General features: G+C 68.7%; 17 protein-coding genes. 3 read left to right on the top strand and 14 right to left on the bottom strand.

Annotated features, from left to right (window positions below; all coding sequences use genetic code 11):
• Positions 1-6 precede the first annotated feature (6 nt).
• The 3 genes from FKO37_RS42030 to FKO37_RS42040 all read right to left on the bottom strand — a co-directional run bounded on the left by FKO37_RS42030 (position 7) and on the right by FKO37_RS42040 (position 3,673).
• Positions 7-1,566, bottom strand: a complete 1,560-nt coding sequence (locus FKO37_RS42030) for an esterase-like activity of phytase family protein (RefSeq protein ID WP_238607976.1) — start codon at positions 1,564-1,566, stop codon at positions 7-9.
• A 91-nt stretch (positions 1,567-1,657) separates the two neighbouring features.
• Complete coding sequence (locus FKO37_RS42035) at positions 1,658-2,908, bottom strand: hypothetical protein (RefSeq protein WP_238608426.1); 1,251 nt, start codon at positions 2,906-2,908, stop codon at positions 1,658-1,660.
• A gap of 3 nt (positions 2,909-2,911) precedes the next feature.
• Positions 2,912-3,673, bottom strand: a complete 762-nt coding sequence (locus FKO37_RS42040; RefSeq protein ID WP_238607977.1) for a hypothetical protein — start codon at positions 3,671-3,673, stop codon at positions 2,912-2,914.
• A gap of 515 nt (positions 3,674-4,188) precedes the next feature.
• Between FKO37_RS42040 and FKO37_RS42045 the strand changes: the two genes are divergently transcribed.
• Both FKO37_RS42045 and FKO37_RS42050 read left to right on the top strand, forming a co-directional pair.
• Positions 4,189-5,211, top strand: a complete 1,023-nt coding sequence (locus tag FKO37_RS42045; RefSeq protein WP_134663228.1) for a family 2 encapsulin nanocompartment cargo protein polyprenyl transferase — start codon at positions 4,189-4,191, stop codon at positions 5,209-5,211.
• Positions 5,212-5,335: 124 nt separating this feature from the next.
• Positions 5,336-6,481, top strand: coding sequence for an MFS transporter (locus FKO37_RS42050; protein ID WP_238607978.1), 1,146 nt, complete (start codon positions 5,336-5,338; stop codon positions 6,479-6,481).
• A gap of 13 nt (positions 6,482-6,494) precedes the next feature.
• Here the strand turns inward: FKO37_RS42050 and FKO37_RS42055 are convergent, their stop codons facing one another.
• From FKO37_RS42055 to FKO37_RS42080, 6 genes are all read right to left on the bottom strand, one after another.
• Positions 6,495-7,616 carry a CapA family protein gene (locus FKO37_RS42055; RefSeq protein WP_374204444.1) on the bottom strand — a complete coding sequence of 374 codons (1,122 nt, stop codon included), beginning with the start codon at positions 7,614-7,616 and terminating at the stop codon, positions 6,495-6,497.
• A 79-nt stretch (positions 7,617-7,695) separates the two neighbouring features.
• The gene (locus FKO37_RS42060) at positions 7,696-9,015 is read right to left on the bottom strand and encodes a DNA polymerase IV (protein ID WP_043839278.1); all 1,320 of its coding nucleotides are present in this window, start codon (positions 9,013-9,015) and stop codon (positions 7,696-7,698) included.
• Position 9,016: 1 nt separating this feature from the next.
• On the bottom strand, positions 9,017-9,322 hold the full coding sequence (locus tag FKO37_RS42065; RefSeq protein ID WP_037811975.1) for a transcriptional regulator: 306 nt from the start codon (positions 9,320-9,322) through the stop codon (positions 9,017-9,019).
• Positions 9,315-9,962, bottom strand: coding sequence for a hypothetical protein (locus FKO37_RS42070; protein WP_238607980.1), 648 nt, complete (start codon positions 9,960-9,962; stop codon positions 9,315-9,317). The genes FKO37_RS42065 and FKO37_RS42070 overlap by 8 nt, the downstream gene beginning before the upstream one ends.
• 54 nt (positions 9,963-10,016) lie before the next feature.
• A complete protein-coding gene (locus tag FKO37_RS42075) occupies positions 10,017-10,751 on the bottom strand; it encodes an ABC transporter permease (protein ID WP_238607981.1) in 735 nt (244 codons plus the stop codon).
• Positions 10,748-11,650: an ABC transporter ATP-binding protein gene (locus FKO37_RS42080; RefSeq protein ID WP_238607982.1), complete on the bottom strand. Its 903-nt coding sequence runs from the start codon at positions 11,648-11,650 to the stop codon at positions 10,748-10,750. The genes FKO37_RS42075 and FKO37_RS42080 overlap by 4 nt, the downstream gene beginning before the upstream one ends.
• A gap of 275 nt (positions 11,651-11,925) precedes the next feature.
• Between FKO37_RS42080 and FKO37_RS42085 the strand changes: the two genes are divergently transcribed.
• Positions 11,926-13,092: a macrolide family glycosyltransferase gene (locus FKO37_RS42085; RefSeq protein ID WP_238607983.1), complete on the top strand. Its 1,167-nt coding sequence runs from the start codon at positions 11,926-11,928 to the stop codon at positions 13,090-13,092.
• On the opposite strand, the gene FKO37_RS42090 is transcribed toward FKO37_RS42085, so the two are convergent.
• The 5 genes from FKO37_RS42090 to FKO37_RS42110 are packed head-to-tail and all read right to left on the bottom strand — an operon-like array spanning position 13,052 to position 18,247.
• Positions 13,052-13,942: an aminoglycoside phosphotransferase family protein gene (locus FKO37_RS42090; RefSeq protein WP_238607984.1), complete on the bottom strand. Its 891-nt coding sequence runs from the start codon at positions 13,940-13,942 to the stop codon at positions 13,052-13,054. The two genes, FKO37_RS42085 and FKO37_RS42090, sit on opposite strands and share 41 nt — an antisense overlap.
• A complete protein-coding gene (locus FKO37_RS42095) occupies positions 13,939-15,663 on the bottom strand; it encodes an aminotransferase class V-fold PLP-dependent enzyme (protein ID WP_238607985.1) in 1,725 nt (574 codons plus the stop codon). The genes FKO37_RS42090 and FKO37_RS42095 overlap by 4 nt, the downstream gene beginning before the upstream one ends.
• Positions 15,660-16,427: an amino acid ABC transporter ATP-binding protein gene (locus tag FKO37_RS42100; protein ID WP_308196572.1), complete on the bottom strand. Its 768-nt coding sequence runs from the start codon at positions 16,425-16,427 to the stop codon at positions 15,660-15,662. Before FKO37_RS42100 ends, FKO37_RS42095 begins: the two co-directional genes overlap by 4 nt.
• The gene (locus FKO37_RS42105; RefSeq protein ID WP_134663239.1) at positions 16,420-17,313 is read right to left on the bottom strand and encodes an amino acid ABC transporter permease; all 894 of its coding nucleotides are present in this window, start codon (positions 17,311-17,313) and stop codon (positions 16,420-16,422) included. Before FKO37_RS42105 ends, FKO37_RS42100 begins: the two co-directional genes overlap by 8 nt.
• Positions 17,300-18,247, bottom strand: a complete 948-nt coding sequence (locus FKO37_RS42110; protein WP_238607986.1) for an ABC transporter substrate-binding protein — start codon at positions 18,245-18,247, stop codon at positions 17,300-17,302. The genes FKO37_RS42105 and FKO37_RS42110 overlap by 14 nt, the downstream gene beginning before the upstream one ends.
• Positions 18,248-18,311 lie beyond the last annotated feature (64 nt).

Raw genomic sequence — 18,311 nt, forward strand, 5'->3', positions numbered from 1 at the left:
CGGTCCTCAGCGCACGTCAATGGTCACAGTCAACGTGCGCGTCCGGGCCGGCAGCTTCGTCATGTCCACCTTCAGGTACTCGCCGTCGTCCTGACGACCGTTCGGCTGCGTCTTGGCGTGCAGGGTGTAGGGAGCCGCCGAGTTCGCGACGCCGTCGATGCCGAAGTCGCTGTCGTTGCTGATCACCACGGTGCGGCCGCCGTCGGTCGTCGCGACGCCTTCGACCTTGTCGTGCCCGAAGAAACCGCCGCTCGGGTCGAGCCCGGTCACCAGGCCGCCGACGTCGAGGAACAGCTTCTTCGCCGCGGGAGTCACCCCGACCTTCGCCAGCGCATCCTGAGCCTCCGCGGTAGTGGCCTTGCCGACGTACGCCTCGATGCTCTTGCCGCCGTCGACGAGCAGGCCGCCCTTCGCCGCGTCGTAGGTCGCGCCCGGCACCTTCGCCGCCGGTCCAAGGTCGGTCGCCTTGCTCAGGTCGATCTCGAACAGCCTCTTGTACGCGCCGGGCTCGGCCTTGCCGTCGCGCTCGTCCACGAGGAACCGGGTGGCTGACAGCGCGGTGATCTCGGAGACCGCGGTGCCGGTCTCGTCCGGGTTGTCGAGCAGGTAGGCGTACTCGTGCGTGACGCGGGTCTTCAGGTCGACCGTCACGATCCGCAGCGCGGGAACCTTGCTGGGCTTCTTCGTGAGATCCGGCTGTTGCAGCGCGGACTGCATGATGCCGACGAGCGTCCGGCCGTCCGGAGTGAGCGCGAGCCCCTCCATGCCCTTGTTCGGCACGCGGTTCTTGAGTTCCTTCGGCAGCGACCCGTCGAACGGCGAGAGCCGCTCGATCGCCCGGCCGTCCGCGCGGAAGTGCGTGATGAACGGGCCGTACTCGTCCGATACCCAGAACGTCCCGTCGCGTTGCGCGACGAGCCCTTCGGAGTCGTAGCCGTTCGGCGACGCGGGCAGTTTCGCGCCGTCGCGGTCGACGATGGTCTCGCCAGTGTTCGCCAGCGTGTTGACCTGGCCGTTGTACGGCGATCCGTCGGCCGCGCGCAGCGGAATGTTCCGCTCCAGCACAGCTTTCCCGCCCTTGAGCCGGAACTTGCCGATGGCGGGCGTGAACGACGGCAGCGGCTCCACTTTGGACCCGTCCGGCGCGTCGACGTTCGGCCCGCGGTCGGTGAGCCCGTAGAACTCGTCCCGCGAACCCGGCACCGGAGTGAGCGCGGACCCGTACCCGCCGCCGGTGATCTTGACGCCGCCGACAGTGCCGAGCGGCGGCAAGTCCGTCGGATACAGCCGGACCGCGTCGCTCACGGTGTAGGTGAACGTGTCGCGTCCGGTGAACCCGGCGGCGGGCGTGTAGCGGAACGACCCGTCCGGGCCGATGGTCAGCGCGCCGTGCCCGGGATCGGTGTGCCGCACCACCGCACCGTCGCGCTGCGCGTCGCCGCGCACCTGCAGCGTGTGCCCGGCCCGCACCCGGTAATGGTCGTCCGGACGGCCCTTGGCCTCGGCCGGTCCCGCGGCGGCCAGCGGCAGCACCAGCGCGACCAACCCGATCTTCACGCTTTTCATTCGGCTTTCTCCTCCTCTGGCGTCGTTTCGACGCCTGGGGGAGTCTTGACGGCCGAGTTGGACAGCGTCCGTCATCGAGACGACTGCCGCGTTAACGAGCGCGCCGTGCTCGAGCCGCTACCGCACCTCCTCCGACGATCAGCAGGACCGCGGTGATGCTCCAGCGCCGCTGCTTCTTGACGTTGTCGCGTGCTCTCGCCGCGCGTTTCTCGGGCGGTTTCGGGATGGCCTTCACCGGGGCGGCGCGCGACGGCGCTGGGGGTTGCGGCATCGGGATGGGCGGGATGATCGCGTCCGGCGGTTGCCGGGACGGGGTGGGGGTGACCGGATTCGGCGTGATGGGTGGCGGTGACGATGATGACGGTGGGGGCGGTGGGGTGGACGACGGTGTCGGGCTCGCCGAGGTCGATGGCGTCGGGGATGGAGACGACGTCGACGGTGGTGGTGGCGTCGGCGTGGACGAGGTCGTCGGCGGGGCCGAGGACGATGTAGGTGGCGGGGGTGGCGGAGGCGGGGGTTCCGCCAAACACCCGGCCCCGTCGGACATGACCATCGGCGGCCCAGTGCTCACCTCGACCGCGGAACCGCCGTCCAGCCGGTAAGTGACACTCCGCCCGTCGACCCAGTTCGCGGTCGCGTAGAGCTTGCGGTCCGGCCCGAACACGACCGAACCGTAAGTCGCCTCCGGAAACCGCTCCCCCGGCACCTTCGCGACCTTCCCGGTCACCGGATTCACCGTGACCACCGCGCCCTCCCCTGTGGACGAAACCCCATACAGCAGGCCGTCTTCGGAGTTGTACGCGAAATCGTCCACTCCGGACGCGAGCCACCACGGACGCAGCAACACCGGCCCAGTCGCGGTGAGATAACCAGAACTGTGCGGGTCGACGTCCACTGTGTACAGACTGGTCGCCCGCTTCACGTACCAGGAGTTGCCGGACATCGCCCCGGCCGTCGCGCCAGTCACCCAGCTCCATCCTCCGTGGTGCGTGTCGCGGCCGACCCCGCCGAGGTCGGTCAACTCGCCGTCGGAGTCGATTCGCACCGCGTGCCAGCCGTCGCGAAATCGTCCGTCGGCGACGCCGTACGTCACGTCCTGCGCCGACGAATACGCAATGGCATTCAGCGCGAAGGGACTGTGGTGCAACAGATGTCGCGCACCGGAGGGCAAGGTCAACCGCACGATGTCGGACGACTGCCCGTCGCGGCTTTCGGCCTGAAGCACCCGGCAGGACGTCGCGGCCGCGCGCTGGCGAGCCGGAGCGAGCCACCCCGACGCGACGAGCAGCCCGGCGACCGCGGCCGCGGCGGCCACCACAGTCAGGTACCGGGAACCTCGCACCGGTCAGCCGAGCCGCGAGATCGCCGAGGTGAACGCGTCCGGATGCACGTTCGCGCCGCCGGCGTAAGGGTTCTGCAGCTGGAAGATCGCGTACAACAACAGCACGATCGTGCCGGCCAGCGTCGACACGATCACCAGGTGCGCGGCCATCCGCGTGCCGCCGAAGAGGTTGGGCAGCAGGATCGAGATGACGCTGCCGAGGATGAGCGCGAACCACATGACCGAGCCGACACCGTCGGTTTCCGCGCCGGTGAGCCGGGTCTGCCGGGCCTGGTAGACCTGCCAGAGCTGGGCGGCGGCGTCTTTCTTCCGGTCGTTCGTCCAGTCGTCGCTGGCTTGCGCGTTGGCGACGACGCGGCGCATCTGGTCGAGCTGCGTCCAACCGGTGTCCGGGACCGGTCCGTTGTCGATGAGCCGGGGCCACTCCTGCTTCGACACCGTCGTCGCGTACGCGATGGCCAGCCGCCGCACCTGCTCGCCGGTGTCGCCGGGCAGTGCCTCGGCCGACCAGGTGGCGGCGACCAGGCCCTCCGCCTCGGTGTAGGAACCCTCGCGCGTGGCCGTGACGGCGTCGAAAAGCGAGATCAGCACGAACGCGACCAGCACCGCGTGCAGCCCGCCGACGATGGTGAACACCTGGCCCGCGGCGTCGTTGTTGTCGCGGCGGCCCTCGTCCCAGCCGAAGCGCCGGACGAGATAGCCGATCACCGCCGCCGCGATCGCCGCGCCGACAACCCAGAACACCCCGGTCACGTAGACCTTCATCCGGTTCCTTTCGCGCGGGTGAATACGCTGGCCGACGCTATCCAGCCGATTCCGGAACGGACAACGGCGCCACCCGCGATTCAGCCGGGTGGCCGTCCACCGCCCGCGCGGTTCGCCGGATCGGAGCAGCGGGCCGGGCACGCGTTCCCTCGATTGCTCTTGCTCGGCAAGGGAAACGCCTCGGATACCGCTGGCGCGCACTCGACCGGGTTACGGCAGCAGACCCACCGTGACGCGCTTCTCGTTGTCGGCCGGACAACAGCACCGGCAATGTCCGAAAAGGAGCTTCGGCAAACAGGTGAATCGAACGCGCCTACCCGATCGAGTGATTGTCGAGGTCATCCTTCTTGCTAAGTTGATGCGCGGCACCGCTTACCATTCGCATTCCTCTCCCGGAAAACACCGCTCCGCCGTGTTCCGGCGTTTTCGACGTTAGGTGGTTTCGCAGTGATCGTCCCGAGCCCCTCCGCACTGTCCACTGTGGCCGCCGCGCTGCGTCCGGAAGCGAAAGAACGATGACGACGGTGGACGCGCGCACCGGGGCCCGCTCCGTGGCCGAGGTGCTGGACTGGAGCCGGGGCCGCTGGGAACCGGCGATGCGGGCGGCGGTCGACCGGCTGCCCGGGTCGATGCGCCGGATCGCCGGCTACCACCTCGGCTGGTGGGACGAAACCGGAACGGCCACGAGCGCCTCCGGCGGCAAAGCCCTGCGCCCGGCGCTGGTGCTGCTGTGCGCGGAAGCCTGCGGCGGAGACCCGGAAGACGCGATCCCCGCCGCGGTGGCCGTCGAACTGGCCCACAATTTTTCGCTGCTGCACGACGACGTCATGGACGGCGACCGCACCCGGCGGCACCGCCCCACCGCGTGGACCGTCTTCGGCACCGGACAGGCCGTGCTGGCCGGCGATTCCCTGCTCGCGCTGGCCTTCGACGTCCTGTCCGCGGACGGCCCAGCCGCCGCCCGCCTGCTGAGCACCGCGGTGCTGGACCTGCTGCACGGCCAACACGAGGACCTGGCGTTCGAACAGCGAACGAACGTCGAAGTAGCGGAATGCGTCCGAATGGCCCAAGGCAAAACGGCGGCCCTGCTGAGCGCGGCCTGCACCCTCGGCGTGCTGGTAGTCGGAGGCCGCGGCGAACACGTCGAACGCTTCAGCCGTTTCGGTCGATCGCTAGGCCTGGCCTTCCAGCACGTCGACGACCTCCTCGGCATCTGGGGCGACCCGGCAGTCACCGGAAAGCCGGTTTACTCGGACCTGCGCAGCCGCAAGAAATCCCTCCCCGTGGTCGCGGCGCTCACGTCAGGCACGTCAGCCGGACAGGAACTGGCAATGCTGTACCGACAGCCGCTGCCGGACGACTGCCTCGCGAAAGCCGCTGCCCTGATCGACGAAGCCGGTGGTCGATCCTGGAGCCACGCCCAAGCAGACGAACTGCTCACCGACGCGCTGACCGCCCTCACCGCCGCCCACCCAGCCGCCCGCGCGACGGCCGAACTGACCGCGATCGCCCAACTCATCACCCGCCGGGACCACTGAGGGAGCGAACCGCAGCATCCGGGCAGACATCCTTTCACCAGGGTTGCCGCTCGGAGCTCATACCGAGCCGCCGCAGGCCGCTGAGACGCGGCGGATAAGGCCGCGCCTGCGGTAGGGTTCGCCAGTGGCCAACCGCGAGTCGCGTCGCATTGCCGGACTCATGCTCGCCTCGATGGCGTCGCAATCTCTCATGGTTGTGCTGGCGCCAGCAATGGTTCGCATAGCCGAATCGTTCCACGCGTCAGTAGGCACGGTGAGCCAAGCTCGCGCAGTAGCGGCCGTCGCGGCAGTTGTCTCGTCTTTCTGGCTCAGCCCGAGGTTGAGCAAGATCGGAGTACGGCGAGCAATTCAAACAGGCGGACTGCTCTCGCTTGCTGCTTGCCTCGTCGTAGGACTTTCCGCGTCGCTGTGGATTTTCTGGCTAGCACATCTCATCGTCGGTTTGGCGGTGTCGTTTCTTCTTTCCGCCTCGTTCTCGGGTGCCGCTGCCGCCGAGTCCCCCGTCCGAACACTCGGCCTCGTGGCAGCGGCGAATTCACTGGCTTGGGTAGCGATCAACCCTCTTTCCGGACTGTTCGCCCAGACGCTCAGCTGGCGGTTTTCCTTCTTGCTGCCAGCAGGATTTGCCCTGACCGCCATGTGGTGCGCACGATACGTACCCCCGACCAAGACACAAAACCAGAGCGAAAGATCAACAGTATGGCAACTGCTGGCCGCGAAGCCAGCTCGAATGTGGATTCTCGCCGAACTGGCCGCCTACACCGCCTGGACGGCAACCATGACTTTCGTCGGCCCGCTTTTGATCCAACGAGGTCAGCTGTCGGAAACCCTCGCAGGCGTCTGCCTGGGTCTCGGCGCCAGCATGTTCTTCATCATCTCCAGCCGCGTCAAGAACCTTCTCTCCAGAACGAGCGCGAAAGCAGCCATCATCACCTCTTCCGCAGGCATGTCGATAACGGGAGGAGCGCTCTTTTTGCTCCCTCTTCCCGCCGCACTGCTAGCCGCCCTGTTTTGCGTCATGTCGGCGTTCTGCGGAGTTCGCACCCCAGTCGCCAGCTTTATCGGCACACAGGTCGAACCGACTCGAACAGACGCGATGATGACCGCGAGGACCGCGATTACTCAAACCGGGTACCTCTTGGGAGCCGCGCTGGGCGGGGCGCTGCTGACCTGGTCCGGATTCGACGCGCTCGGCATTCTGGTGATGGCTGGCACCATCACCGGCGGCCTGGTGTTGTTCTTGAAAGCACCCGTGCCGTCGGCCGCCTGAAGCCGCGGAACCGTCACCGCCCCGGTCGGTTCAACCCGTCATCCCCAGCACCCCGGGAAAGCACCACCTCGTCGGTGTTCCCGAGCGCTTCCTTCCCGCGCTCCGTCGGCGGCGCGGTCGTCAGGTCCCGCAACCGGATCGGCGGCCCGAGGTCGATCAGCGTTGGCACGTACTCGGCCTTGTCCACCGTCCACTTCCCGCCCGCCCGACTGAACCGGAACCGGGCCGCGACCCCTTCCTCCGTGGATCCGCGAGGTTCGTCGTGCCGCGCGACCTCGTTGCCGAGCCCGAACGCCACCCACTTGCCGCCGACCTTCTGGAACGGCTGCACCACATGCGCGTGATGCCCGACGATCAGGTCGAGATCCGGCGACGCCGTCAGCTTCTGCGCCAGCTGCTTCTGCTCAGCAGTCACGTCGTGCTGATATTCGACGCCCCAATGCAGGCTCGCGATCACGACCTCCGCCCCGGCCGCTTTCGCCTCGCGCGCCGCGGAAAGGATCTCGTCGGGGTCGATTTCGTTGGCCAGCCACGGTTTCCCGGCCGGCCGCTTGATCCCGTTGAACCCGAACGAATACGACAGCTGCGCGACCTTCACCCCGTGCACGTCCAGGATCAGCGGTTTCCCCGCCTCCTCCGCCGAACGCGCGGACCCGGTGTGCTTCAGCCCGGTCTGGTCGAGCTTGTCCAGCGTCCGCTGAATACCCGCCGCGCCCTGGTCGAGCGTGTGGTTCGACGCGGTGGAGCAGGTGTCGTACCCGGTGTCCTTCAACGCGTCCGCGATCTCCGGCGGCGCACTGAACGACGGATACCCGCTGTACGGCCCGCCTTCCGGCGCGAGCGGCGTTTCGAGATGGCAGATCCCCAGATCCGCGCCGGACACCAGCGGTTTGACCCCGGCGAACAGCTGCCGGTAGTCGATCTTCCCGCCGCCGTCCGCCTCGGCCTGCTCGGTGAGCCGCGGGTGGATCAGCACGTCCCCGGTCGCCACGACGGTGAACGAGTCCGGCGAAGCGGGCGCCGACGACGACGGTCCGGCCGAGGGCCGTTGCGGGGCGGCTTCGCTCCCACACGCCGTCAGCATCAGCGCGACCCCGGCGAGGGCGGCGGCGCGGCGCATGTTCGTCATGATCATCCCCTTTGCCCGACTGCCCGGCACATCCTTCCGTATCACTCTTGTGGGTTAGCACCCCGGTCGTGACCAGGCGAAACGCTCAGGCTAGGCAGTCGGCGGGCTCGCCGCGAGTCAGCGCTGGGTCGGTCTGGTCGAACGTCCGCGCGACGCCCGGACCGGACGTGCGCGTCTCGAACCGCACCGTCACCCGGCCGTGCCCCGCGCCTTGCACCCAGCCCGTGCCGTACTCGGCGTGCACCACGTCGTCGCCCGGACGCCATCCCGACGACGACACCGGCGCGCTCCCGCCCGGCGACGGCGCCGAAGTGACCACCGGCTCCTCGGTCGCGGCGGGCACGGTCAAGCTGAACAACGCGTCCTGATGCGGCACCGAAAGCCCGCTGAACGCGACGCCCGCCAGCCGCACTCCGCCGAACTCCTGCGGGTCGAGCAGCAGCCGTTCCGCGGTAGCCGCGAGCTGTTCGAGGTCGTCGGTGGGCGACGCGGTGGTCTCGGAGCGGGTCACCGTGCTCATGTCGGTATGCCGCAGCTTGATCACCACCGTGCGCGCGACTCGACCCGCTTTCACCAGCCGAGCGTGCGCGCCAGCCGCGATTTTCCTTACCTCAGCACGCAATCGGACGAGATCGACCACGTCGACGTCGAAGGTCGTCTCCGCGCTCACCTGCTTGGCTTCGCCCCGTTCCGCGACCGGACGGTCGTCGAACCCGCTCGCCAGCCGCCGCAGGTCGCGGCCGACCACGCCACCGAGCGTCGAAACCGCGTCCGGCTCCGGCAACGCCGCCAGTTCGCCCAAGGTGAGGACACCGATCGTGCGCAGTTTCGCTTCCGCGACCGGCCCGATCCCCCACAATGCGCGCACCGGCAGCGGAGCCAGGAACTCGCGTTCGGTGCCCGGCGGCACGACGAGCAGACCGTCCGGCTTCGCTCGATCCGAGCCGATTTTCGCGACCTGTTTGCCGGTCCCCGCGCCGATCGACGCAGTCAGCCCGGTCCGTTCCCGGATCCGCGCCCGCAACTCCTCGGCCCATTCGGTCACCTGCTCGACCGACGCACCCGCGAGCGCGGGCGGTTCGGCGAACGCCTCGTCGAGGGAAATCCGTTCCAGCACCGGCGCGACCTCGCCGACGACGTCGAAAACCTGCTTGCTCAAGACCTCGTACAACCGGAACCTCGGCGGCAGCACCACGCCGCCAGCCGGCAGCAGCCGTCGAGCTTGGGACATCGGCATCGCGGACCGCACGCCGTACTCGCGGGATTCGTAACTTGCCCCGGCGACGACGCCGCGGTGCCCGGTGCCGCCGACCACCACCGCGCGTCCGCGCAGCGTCGGCCGGGTGAGCTGCTCGGCGGAGGCGTAGAACGCGTCGAGGTCCAAGTGCACGACCCAGCGAGACATGTCAGGTTCCAGCGTCCAGGAGCCGTTGCAACGCCTTGGTGTAGGTCTCGAACGCGGCGCGGCCCGTGCTCGTGAGCCGCACCAGAGTGACCGGCGTGCGGTGCTCGTAAGCCTTGGTGATCTCGACGTACTCGGCGTCCTCGAGCTTGCGCAGATGCGTCGAGAGATTGCCCGCGGTCATCTCCAGCAACTGCTGCAGCCGCGGGAAGGTGATCTGGTCGGCCGGACGGAGCCCGGCGAGCGCGACAGTGACGCGCAGCCGCGCCTGCGCGTGGATGACGGGGTCGAGCTCCGGCAGCTCAGTCACGGGGCCGCACCACGTAGACCAGCGCCGCGACCGCGAATCCGCCGCCGCCCGCGAGCGAGAGGACAAGGAAGTTGCCCGGCACGCCGACCAGGACGCTCGCCCCGCTGCACACGATGATCCAGCCGCCGAGGAAGTACTGCCGCAGGTCCTGCCACAGCGTGCCGCCGGCGAGGTAGAGCGCGCCGGTCAGCAGCAGCGACGTGCCGGACCACAGCAGCGGCACGAGGTCCGAGCCCGCGGGGAGGAGTTTGGTGATCCGGATGTCGATCAGGCTCATCCCGGCGAACGAGATCATCCACGCCCAGCCGTACATCGCGCCGATCCGCCGGGACGGCCCGCGAATCCCGCGGCCGCCTTTGCTGCCGTGCCAAGCGGAGTAGACGATCGCGCCCACCATGAGCACCGCGACGACGATGCCCGCGACCCAGCCGGGCAGCAGCGCCGCCGACCGCTCGTCGGAGAGGTAGACGAGCCCCCAGCCGACCAGCCAGGCGAAGGCCCAGACGGCGAACAGACGCGCCGGGCTGACTCGCAGCTCCCGGCGCGTCCGTTCGTTCTGCCGGGCGATGAGCTCCAGCGATTCCGCCACGGACAGCGGCTCGCCTTCGTCCTCGACGGGGTCCCCCGCGTCGTTGTTCACCCCGGACCGCCCTTCCCCCGTACTGACCCCGCATGCAGCACGGAAGCTAACACGTCACGCGACCTTCACCGGGCCCAGCCGGAACCGCCGCACCACCACGAGCGCGGGCACGACAAGCCACGCCGCCAGCACGCCGACCGCTAGACCGAGCCCGCCGGCGTGGTCCACCGGGAGCGTGCCGACGCGGCCGAGCCAGTACGTGGGGAAGAAGTGCGCGAGCGCGGACATCCATTCCGGCAAGATCGACAGCGGCATCCACAACCCGCCGAACACACCGAGCGGGAGCATCAACGCGCCGGTCATCGCGCCGACCGTGTCGCCCTTGCCGAACAACCCGAGCAGCAGTCCGAGCACCGCGAACGGCAGCGCGCCCAGCCACAACGAGACCCCGCTGAGCAGCCACTGCGCCGCGGTGAGCTGTACCCCGCGCAATGCACCGGCCACGAAGATCACGAGAACCACCGGCAACGCCATCGCCATCGAAGACGCGATCTTCACCGCGAGATAGCCGGGCCCGCGCATCGGCGTGAGCCGCAGTTGCCGCTGCCAGCCGTCCGTCCGCTCGGTCGCGACGCGGGTGCCGGTGAACAACGCGCCGCTCATCGCGCCGTACGCGCCCATGTTGATCATCGTGGTGACGCTCGCCTTGATGCCGTCCGGTCCGACCTGGTCGCCGAACAACCCGCCGAACAGGAGAAACATGCCGAGCGGAACCACGATGGTGAACAACGCGAACTGCGGGCTGCGGACGATGCGCAGGACCTCCAGGCGGAGGTAGACGAGGTTCATCGGAGCGCTCCCTGCGGCTCGTCGGAGGTGAGGGCGAGGAACGCTTCCTCCAGCCCCGCGGAGGTGATCTCGATCGAGCTGGCCTGCGGAAACGCCGTGATCAGCGCCCGGATCGCCAGGTCGGAATCCGTGCAGGCCAGTTCCGTACGATCGCCCTGTACACGTGCCCTGGCGACCCCGTCGAGCGCGGCCAGGGCTTCCGGGCGAGCGCCCTGTACGACTGCCCTGATCACTCGCCCGGACACATTCGCGCGCACCTCGTCGACCGCCCCGTCCGCGACGACCTTCCCGTGCCGCATCAACACGACCCGGTCCGCGTAGTCCTCCGCCTCAGCGAGGTAATGCGTCGCGAACAGAACAGTCCGCCCCGCCGCGGTGAACTCGTGCATCGACGCCCAGAACTCACACCGAGCATCGACGTCCAGCGCCGCCGTCGGCTCGTCGAGCACCAGCAGCTCCGGGTCGCCGGTGAGCGCGAGCGCGTACCGGACCCGCTGAAGCTGCCCGCCGGACAGCTTCCCGCACCGCCGCTTGGCGAACTCCCCGATCCCGGCCCGCGCGTAAACCTCCTTGGCCGGCAGCGGATTCTCGAACATCGACCGATGCAACTCCACCAGCTCGGCCGGCGTGACGTCCCGCAGCAAGAACCCGTTCTGCACCATCGCCGCGAGCCGCCCGGAATCGAGCGCCGCCCGGGGCGAACCGCCGAACACCCGCACGCTCCCCTCGTCCGGCGAGGCAAGCCCCAACAACATGTCAATCGTGGTCGACTTGCCCGCGCCGTTCGGCCCGAGCAACGCGACAACCTCACCCCGCCGCACGGTCACCGACACGCCGTCGACCGCGCGGACCTGCTTGAACTGCTTCACCAGGCCGGTCAGCCTGAACGCTTCCGTCATCTCGTCCCCCAGTGCTTCGCTGTCCTGAACTTTGTAACACAAAGTCGACTGTTTTGAAAAGTGGTGGGCAACGCCGAGTCGTTCACGATGGCAAGTTCGGCCCGGCTAATCCGGTTGCTCCCCGAGATCAGCCGCACTACCGTCCGGATTCATGACGATCTTCGCCCGCTGCCGCCTGTCCTGATCCCGGCACGACTTTCCGGGCCGCCCGCCGCCGGGCGGCCCCCGTTCTGCGTGCCGGACCGCATCTCGTCCGGAAAGGACACTTTCGCCTTATGGGCAAGCACATCGTCATGGTCGGCTGCTCCGCGCCGAGCCACGTCTACCCGTCGCTGGGGATCATCCGCGAGCTGGTGCGGCGCGGGCACCGGGTCAGCTACGTCGTCGGCGAACCGCTCGCCGAACTCGTCGAAGCGACCGGCGCGGACGTCGTCGCGCATCCCACGATCTTCCCGCTCGGCCCGGACGCGGAATGGCCGGAAGACCCGGCCGAAGCGATGCGCGTCTTCCTCGACGAGGCCGTCGCGATCCACCCGCGGCTGATCGAAACCTTCGACCACGACCGCCCGGACCTGCTGCTCTACGACATCGGCGGCCTCGGCGCACCGCTGCTCGGCCTCCGCTACGACGTGCCCGCGGTGCAGCTCTCCCCCACCTACGTCGCCTGGGACGGCTACGAGGACGAACTCGCCGACATCCTCAAACCGATCCGCACCTCACCGTCCGGAGTGGACTACCACCGGGCCTTTACCGAGTGGCTGGCGGAAAACGGAGTCACCGAAGACGCCTGGACGTGGCTCGCCCGACCGGTGCCGATCCTGTCGCTGATCCCGCGCGCGATGCAGCCGAACGCCGACCGTGTGCCGGAAGACCGGGTCCAGTTCGTCGGCCCGTGCCTCGACCCGGCGCGCGCCTCAGAGTACTGGACGCCGCCGTCCGACGGCAAACCCGTGCTGCTCGTGTCGTTCGGCACCGCATACAACGACCAACTGGACGTCTACCGGCACTGCATCACCGAGTTCGAGGACTGGCACGTTGTGCTCTCCATCGGCAAGCACGTCTCGAAGGACGATCTAGGCCCGCTGCCGGAGTCGGTGGAGGTGCACGAAACGGTGCCACAGCTGGCAATTCTCGACGTCGCGTCCGCCTTCATCACGCACGCCGGCATGGGCGGCTGCACGGAATCCCTCTGGTACGGCGTCCCGACGGTCGCCATCCCGCAAGCCGTCGACCAGTTCGGCAACGCCGCGCAGCTGGAAGCGTTGGGAGTCGGCAAGCATCTGCCCGCGGATCAGGTGACCGCCAAATCCCTGCGCGAAGCGGTCGATGAGGTCAGCAGTTCACCGGACGTCGCCGCGCGGCTGGCTGAGCTGCGCGCGGAAATCCGTGCCAACGGCGGAATTACCGCGGCCACGGACGCGGTGGAGAGGTTCCTGAAATAAGCGCGAGGAGCACGTCGCGGTCGAACCATTCACCGCCGACGTGCTCCTGGTGCAGATAAGCAGTGACCGCCCGGGCCTGGCAACATCGCTCCGCCAGCTCCGGATCCACTTGTGCGGCATGGGAAAACCGCGTGATCAACCCGGCCAGGTCGCGCGTCGGCGTTGTTTTCGCGACCACGGTGAACGCGTCGAAAGCCGCTGTACCACGCCACCCGATCGGATCGATCGCCAGCCACGGTTCCCGTTCCGCCCGCAGCACATTCCCGAAATGCAGATCGGCGTGCAGCATCGTGGCAGTCCGGTCGTCGGCGAGCTGGGCGATCAGTTCGCGTGCCCGGTCCACCTCGCGCGTCGGCAACAACCCTGGTGCTGCCAGTTGTTCCAGCTGCGCGAGCCACGGCCCAGCCGTCGAGGCGAGCGACCGCGTTCCGACCGGCGCGGGTACCGCGAGCCGACGGGCCAGTTCGCCCGCGATCTCGGTCGCTTCCTCCGCGCGCACCGTTTCCAGCGTCGCGGGGCCGACGCGTTCGAGCAAAAGTGCGGCACGATCCGGGGAGGCCGCCAGCAGCCGCACGACTCCAGCGCCGTCGAAGTGCTCCAACGCCGCCGCTTCCTCAGCACAACGCGGATGGGGAAACGAAATCTTGAGCGCGGCGGCCTGCCCGCCGCGTTCGACGGGCAGCACCAGCGCGGTCTCCCCATGCAGCGGAGCCCCCGCGATCCGACACCCCCACCGCGCGCAAGCCGCCGCGGCCACCTCGGGCAGCTCCCGCAGCCAAGCCTCGCCCGCGCTGCCCTCCCGCCGCCGCACCGCCGCAGCCAATCCAGGCGGCACGGCGAACTTCGTCATCCCCGGATCTCGTTGAGGTAGTTGTAAATCGTGTACCGCGTCACCTCGAGCTGCCCGGCCAGGTGGTCCACCGCGTCCTTGATCAGGAAATACCCGGCCTCGTCCAGCTCCCGGACCACCGCCGACTTGTGCCGCTTCTTCATCAGCTCCACCGGGATCCCGGACTTCCCGATCGCGCGTCCGACGAGGAACCGCTGCAGGCTGTCGACGTCCGGCAGGAACGTCTCGTCCCGCCGTTCCTCCGACGTCTGCGCCACCGCGGGCAGTTCGCTGTTCACGCACAGGCACCCGATCGCCGCCCCGTCGGCGTCGCGCAGAAACAACGTGGACGAACGGATCTCGCGACCGTCCGGGCTGTGCGTGCGGTAGTTGGTCAGGTCCTGCGTCGTGCCGCGCCGGACGAGCCCGAGCAGCAGATCCGTCATCGGCCCGCCGACCGAACGGCCGGTGAGCTTCCCCGCGATCGCGACGATCGAATCCGGCAGCCGCGACAGGTCGTGCAGCAGCACCTCGTTGCCCGGTCCGAGCATCGCCGCCAGGCCGTCCACCGCCGGGATCAGCGCGGTGAGCAGCTCATGCGTCGCCGTGCCCGCAGCCGACGCGACCGGCACGACCCGGCGCGGGCGCAGCAGCGTTTCCAGCGCGTCCCGTACGAGCTCTGCAGCCGCGGCGGGGGTCGACGCGTGCGGCGACAATCGGACATGTTCCGGGCGCACGGTCGCCGCGATCCCCGCCGCCGTCAACGCCGCCCCGACCTGTTCCGCCGGCTTGTCCGGCAACGAAAACGCGAGAATCCCGGCGCGCCGTTCAGTCGCCGAGACGATCTCCGCGCCGAGTGAGCGCAGCACGTCCTCAAGCTCGCCGACGCGTTCGCCGATCCGGCCCGCGATCGCCGCGACGCCGGTTTCCTCGACCAGCTCGAGCGCCGCCGCGAACGCGCCGGACGTGACCGGGCTGAGGTTCGAGATCGACCAGCTCGCCGCGGTCGGATCGGCCGGGTGGATCTCGTTGTCGAACAAACCAGGGTCGCGCGCGCCGGTCCAGCCGGACAGGATCGGGTCCATCCGCGCCAGCGCCCGGTCGGACAGCACCGCGAACCCGGTGCCCCAGCCCGCCCGCAGCCACTTCTGCCCGCCGACCACGAGCACGTCGGCGACCTCCCACGGCGCGTCGACGACCCCGAAACCTTGGATCCCGTCGACCACCAGCAGCCGATCGCCCACCACCTCGCGCAACGCGGCGAGATCAGCCCGGTAACCAGTGCGGAAATCGACCGCGCTCACCGAAACGACTGCGGTTTCCGGCGTGAGCGCTTCCGCGAGCCGATCGGGAGTGACGTAACCGCCTTCCAGCCGCCGCATCCGCACCCGTCCGGCCTGCTCGGCGCGTGCCCACGGGTACGTGTTGGCCGGGAACTCCGCGGCCGAAACGAGCACTTCGCCGTGGCTGTTGAACGCCGCCTGGAACAGACCGAGGCTGGTGTGCGGGAGCAGCACGGTGTGGTCGGTGTCGCTGCCGCAGAGCCGCGCGGCCGCTGCCTTCGCGCGGATCTCCTGCCGCATCACTTCGTCCACAGTAGACGGACCGGCCTTGGTCGTCGCCTCCAGCAGCCGCGCGGTGGTGTCGAGCACGGCGTGCGACGGCGGTCCGAACCGCGCGAAGTCCAGGTAGCCCGCCGGCTCGTCGAACTGGAGCAGGTACCGGGGCGGGATCCGGGTCACGACAGGACCCGCGCGAGGAACTGCCGCGTCCGCTCGTGTTCCGGGGACTTCAGCACGCGCTCCGGCGGCCCGGTTTCGACCACCGCGCCGTCGGCGAGGAACACCACCTCGTCGGCGGCCTCCGCGGCGAAAGCCATTTCGTGCGTCACGACCACCATCGTCATCCCCTCCCGAGCCAACGTACCCATCACCGCGAGCACCTCCCCGACCAGCTCCGGGTCCAGCGCGGACGTCGGCTCGTCGAACAGCATGAGCTTCGGCTTCATCGCCAGCGACCGGGCGATCGCGACCCGCTGCTGCTGCCCGCCGGACAGTTGCCCTGGGTAAGCGCCCGCTCGGTCTACGAGGCCGACCCGGTCGAGCAGGTCCAGCGCCTCTTTCCGGGCCTTCGCCGGGTCGACGCCGAGCACCCGCACCGGTCCCTCGACCACGTTCTCCAGCGCTGTGCGGTGCCCGAACAGGTTGAACCGCTGGAAAACCATGCCGATGTCCCGGCGCTGCCGGGCGACGTCCTTCTCGCGCAGCTCGTACAGCTTGCCGCCGCGCAGTTTGAACCCGATCGGCTCGCCGTCCACCCAGACCTGGCCGCCATCGATCGTCTCGAGATGGTTGAGGCAGCGGAGAAACGTGCTCTTCCCCGCTCCCGACGGCCCGAGCAGGCACACCACCTGTCCTTTGCGGACCTCCAGGTCGATGCCCTTGAGCACCTCGGTGTGCCCGTAGTTCTTGCGGACCCCGACAGCTTTCAGCAGCGGTTCAGACACGCGCACCCCTCACCAGCGGCATCCCCTTGAACGCCTTCCCGACCCGCGCGACGGGACTCCGGTCAGCTGCCCCGAACGACCGTTCAAGGTAATGCTGGCCGACGCCGGCGACGGTCACCACGACCATGTACCAGATCGCCGCCGCGATCAGCGTCTCCATCACCAGCAGGTTGTTGGACGAGATGTTGTTGGCCGCGTGGATCAGCTCGGTCACGCCGATCACCGACGCCATCGACGTGCCCTTGAGCATGTTGATGAAGTCATTGCCGGTCGGCGGGATGATCACGCGCATCGCCTGCGGCAGCACGACCCGGCGCAGCGTCGCGCCAGGCGTCATGCCGATGGATTTCGCGGCCTCGGTCTGCCCGGCGTCGACGCTCGTCAGCCCGGCGCGGACGATCTCCGCCATGTACGCGCTCTCGTTCAGCGCCAGCCCGAGCAGCGCCGCGGTGAACGCGCTGATCAGCACGTTCGTCGGCTCGTGCACGAGGTAGCCGCCGAAGGGCAGCGGGATCGAGACGGTCGGGAAGATCAGCGCCAGGTTGTACCAAATCAGGATCTGCAACAGCACCGGAAGCCCGCGGAACAGCCAGATGTAGGCCGCCGCGAACCACTTCGCGACCGGGTTGGCGCTGAGCCGCAGCAACGCGATCAGGATGCCGAGCACGATCGCGACCGCCTGCGCGATCACCGCCAGCACAACGGTGTTGAGCAGGCCGAGCGCCATCACGCGGTAGAACACGAAGTCGGGTACCGAACCCCAGTCGATCTGCGCCTGCGCGAGCGCGAAACCCAACAGTACCAGGAGCGCGACGATCACTACCGCGCTGACCCAGCGACCCCAATGCCGCAGCCGGACGATCGGCAGCGGTTCAGCTTCCGCCATTGACGGCCGCCTCCTTGATCGCGCCCTGCTCGACGCCCCAGGACTGCAGGATCTTGCCGTACGTGCCGTCGGCGACGAGCGACTGCAACGCCTCCTTGACGGCGTCGCGCAGCTTCGAGTTGTTCTTCGCGAAGCCCATCCCGTACGGCCCGCCTTCGATCGGCTGGCCAGGCACGACCTCGAAGAACTTGCCGTCGCCCGCGGTGCGCGAGATGTAGACCGCGCTCGGCAGGTCGTTCAGGATCGCCGCGACGCGACCGGTGCGCAGCTGATTCTGGTTCTGGTTGTCGCTGTCGGTCGCGGTGACCGTGATGGCAGGCTTGCCCGCCTGAGTGCATTTCGCGCTCTGCGCCGTGGCGAACTTCTGGTGACTGGTGCCCTGTACGACTGCCACGTTCTTGCCGCACAACGTGTCCGGCCCGGTGATGCCGTCCGGGTTGCCCTTGCGGATCATGATCGTGATGCCGGACGAGAAGTAGTCGACGAAGTCGATCTGCTGCTGACGTTCCTTGGTGTCGTTCATCGCCGCCATGGTCAGATCGACGCGCCCGGACTGCAGGCTCGTGATCAGCGAACCGAACGCCAGGTCCTGGTACGCGACGGCCACCCCGAGCTTCGCCCCGACCGCCTTGGCCAGGTCGACCTCGTAGCCGATCGGCGTCTTGCCGTCCGCGGCGTAGAAGTTGTTCGGCGCCGACTGGATGTTGGACGCCAGCCGCAACGTCTTGGCCTGCACAACAGCCGGCGGCAACCCCGCGGCGAGCTGCGGGTCGGCCTTGATCGCCCCGAGCAACGCGGTGTTGTCCGGAACAGCGCTCGGCTTCTGCTGCTGCCCGCCGCCGGCCCCGTCAGGACCTCCTCCGCAGGCGGTGGCGAACACGAGCAGACCGCCCAGCAAAGCGGCTTGCCAGGCACGAGAACGAAGCGACGACATGCGGATCCTCCAGGACGTCGTTGGTTCCGCGGAACGCTACAACTGGTTGTTAAAGAGGTCAACA

Origin of the sequence: Amycolatopsis sp. Poz14 (assembly GCF_006704225.1) — a bacterium.
GTDB lineage: Bacteria > Actinomycetota > Actinomycetes > Mycobacteriales > Pseudonocardiaceae > Amycolatopsis > Amycolatopsis nivea.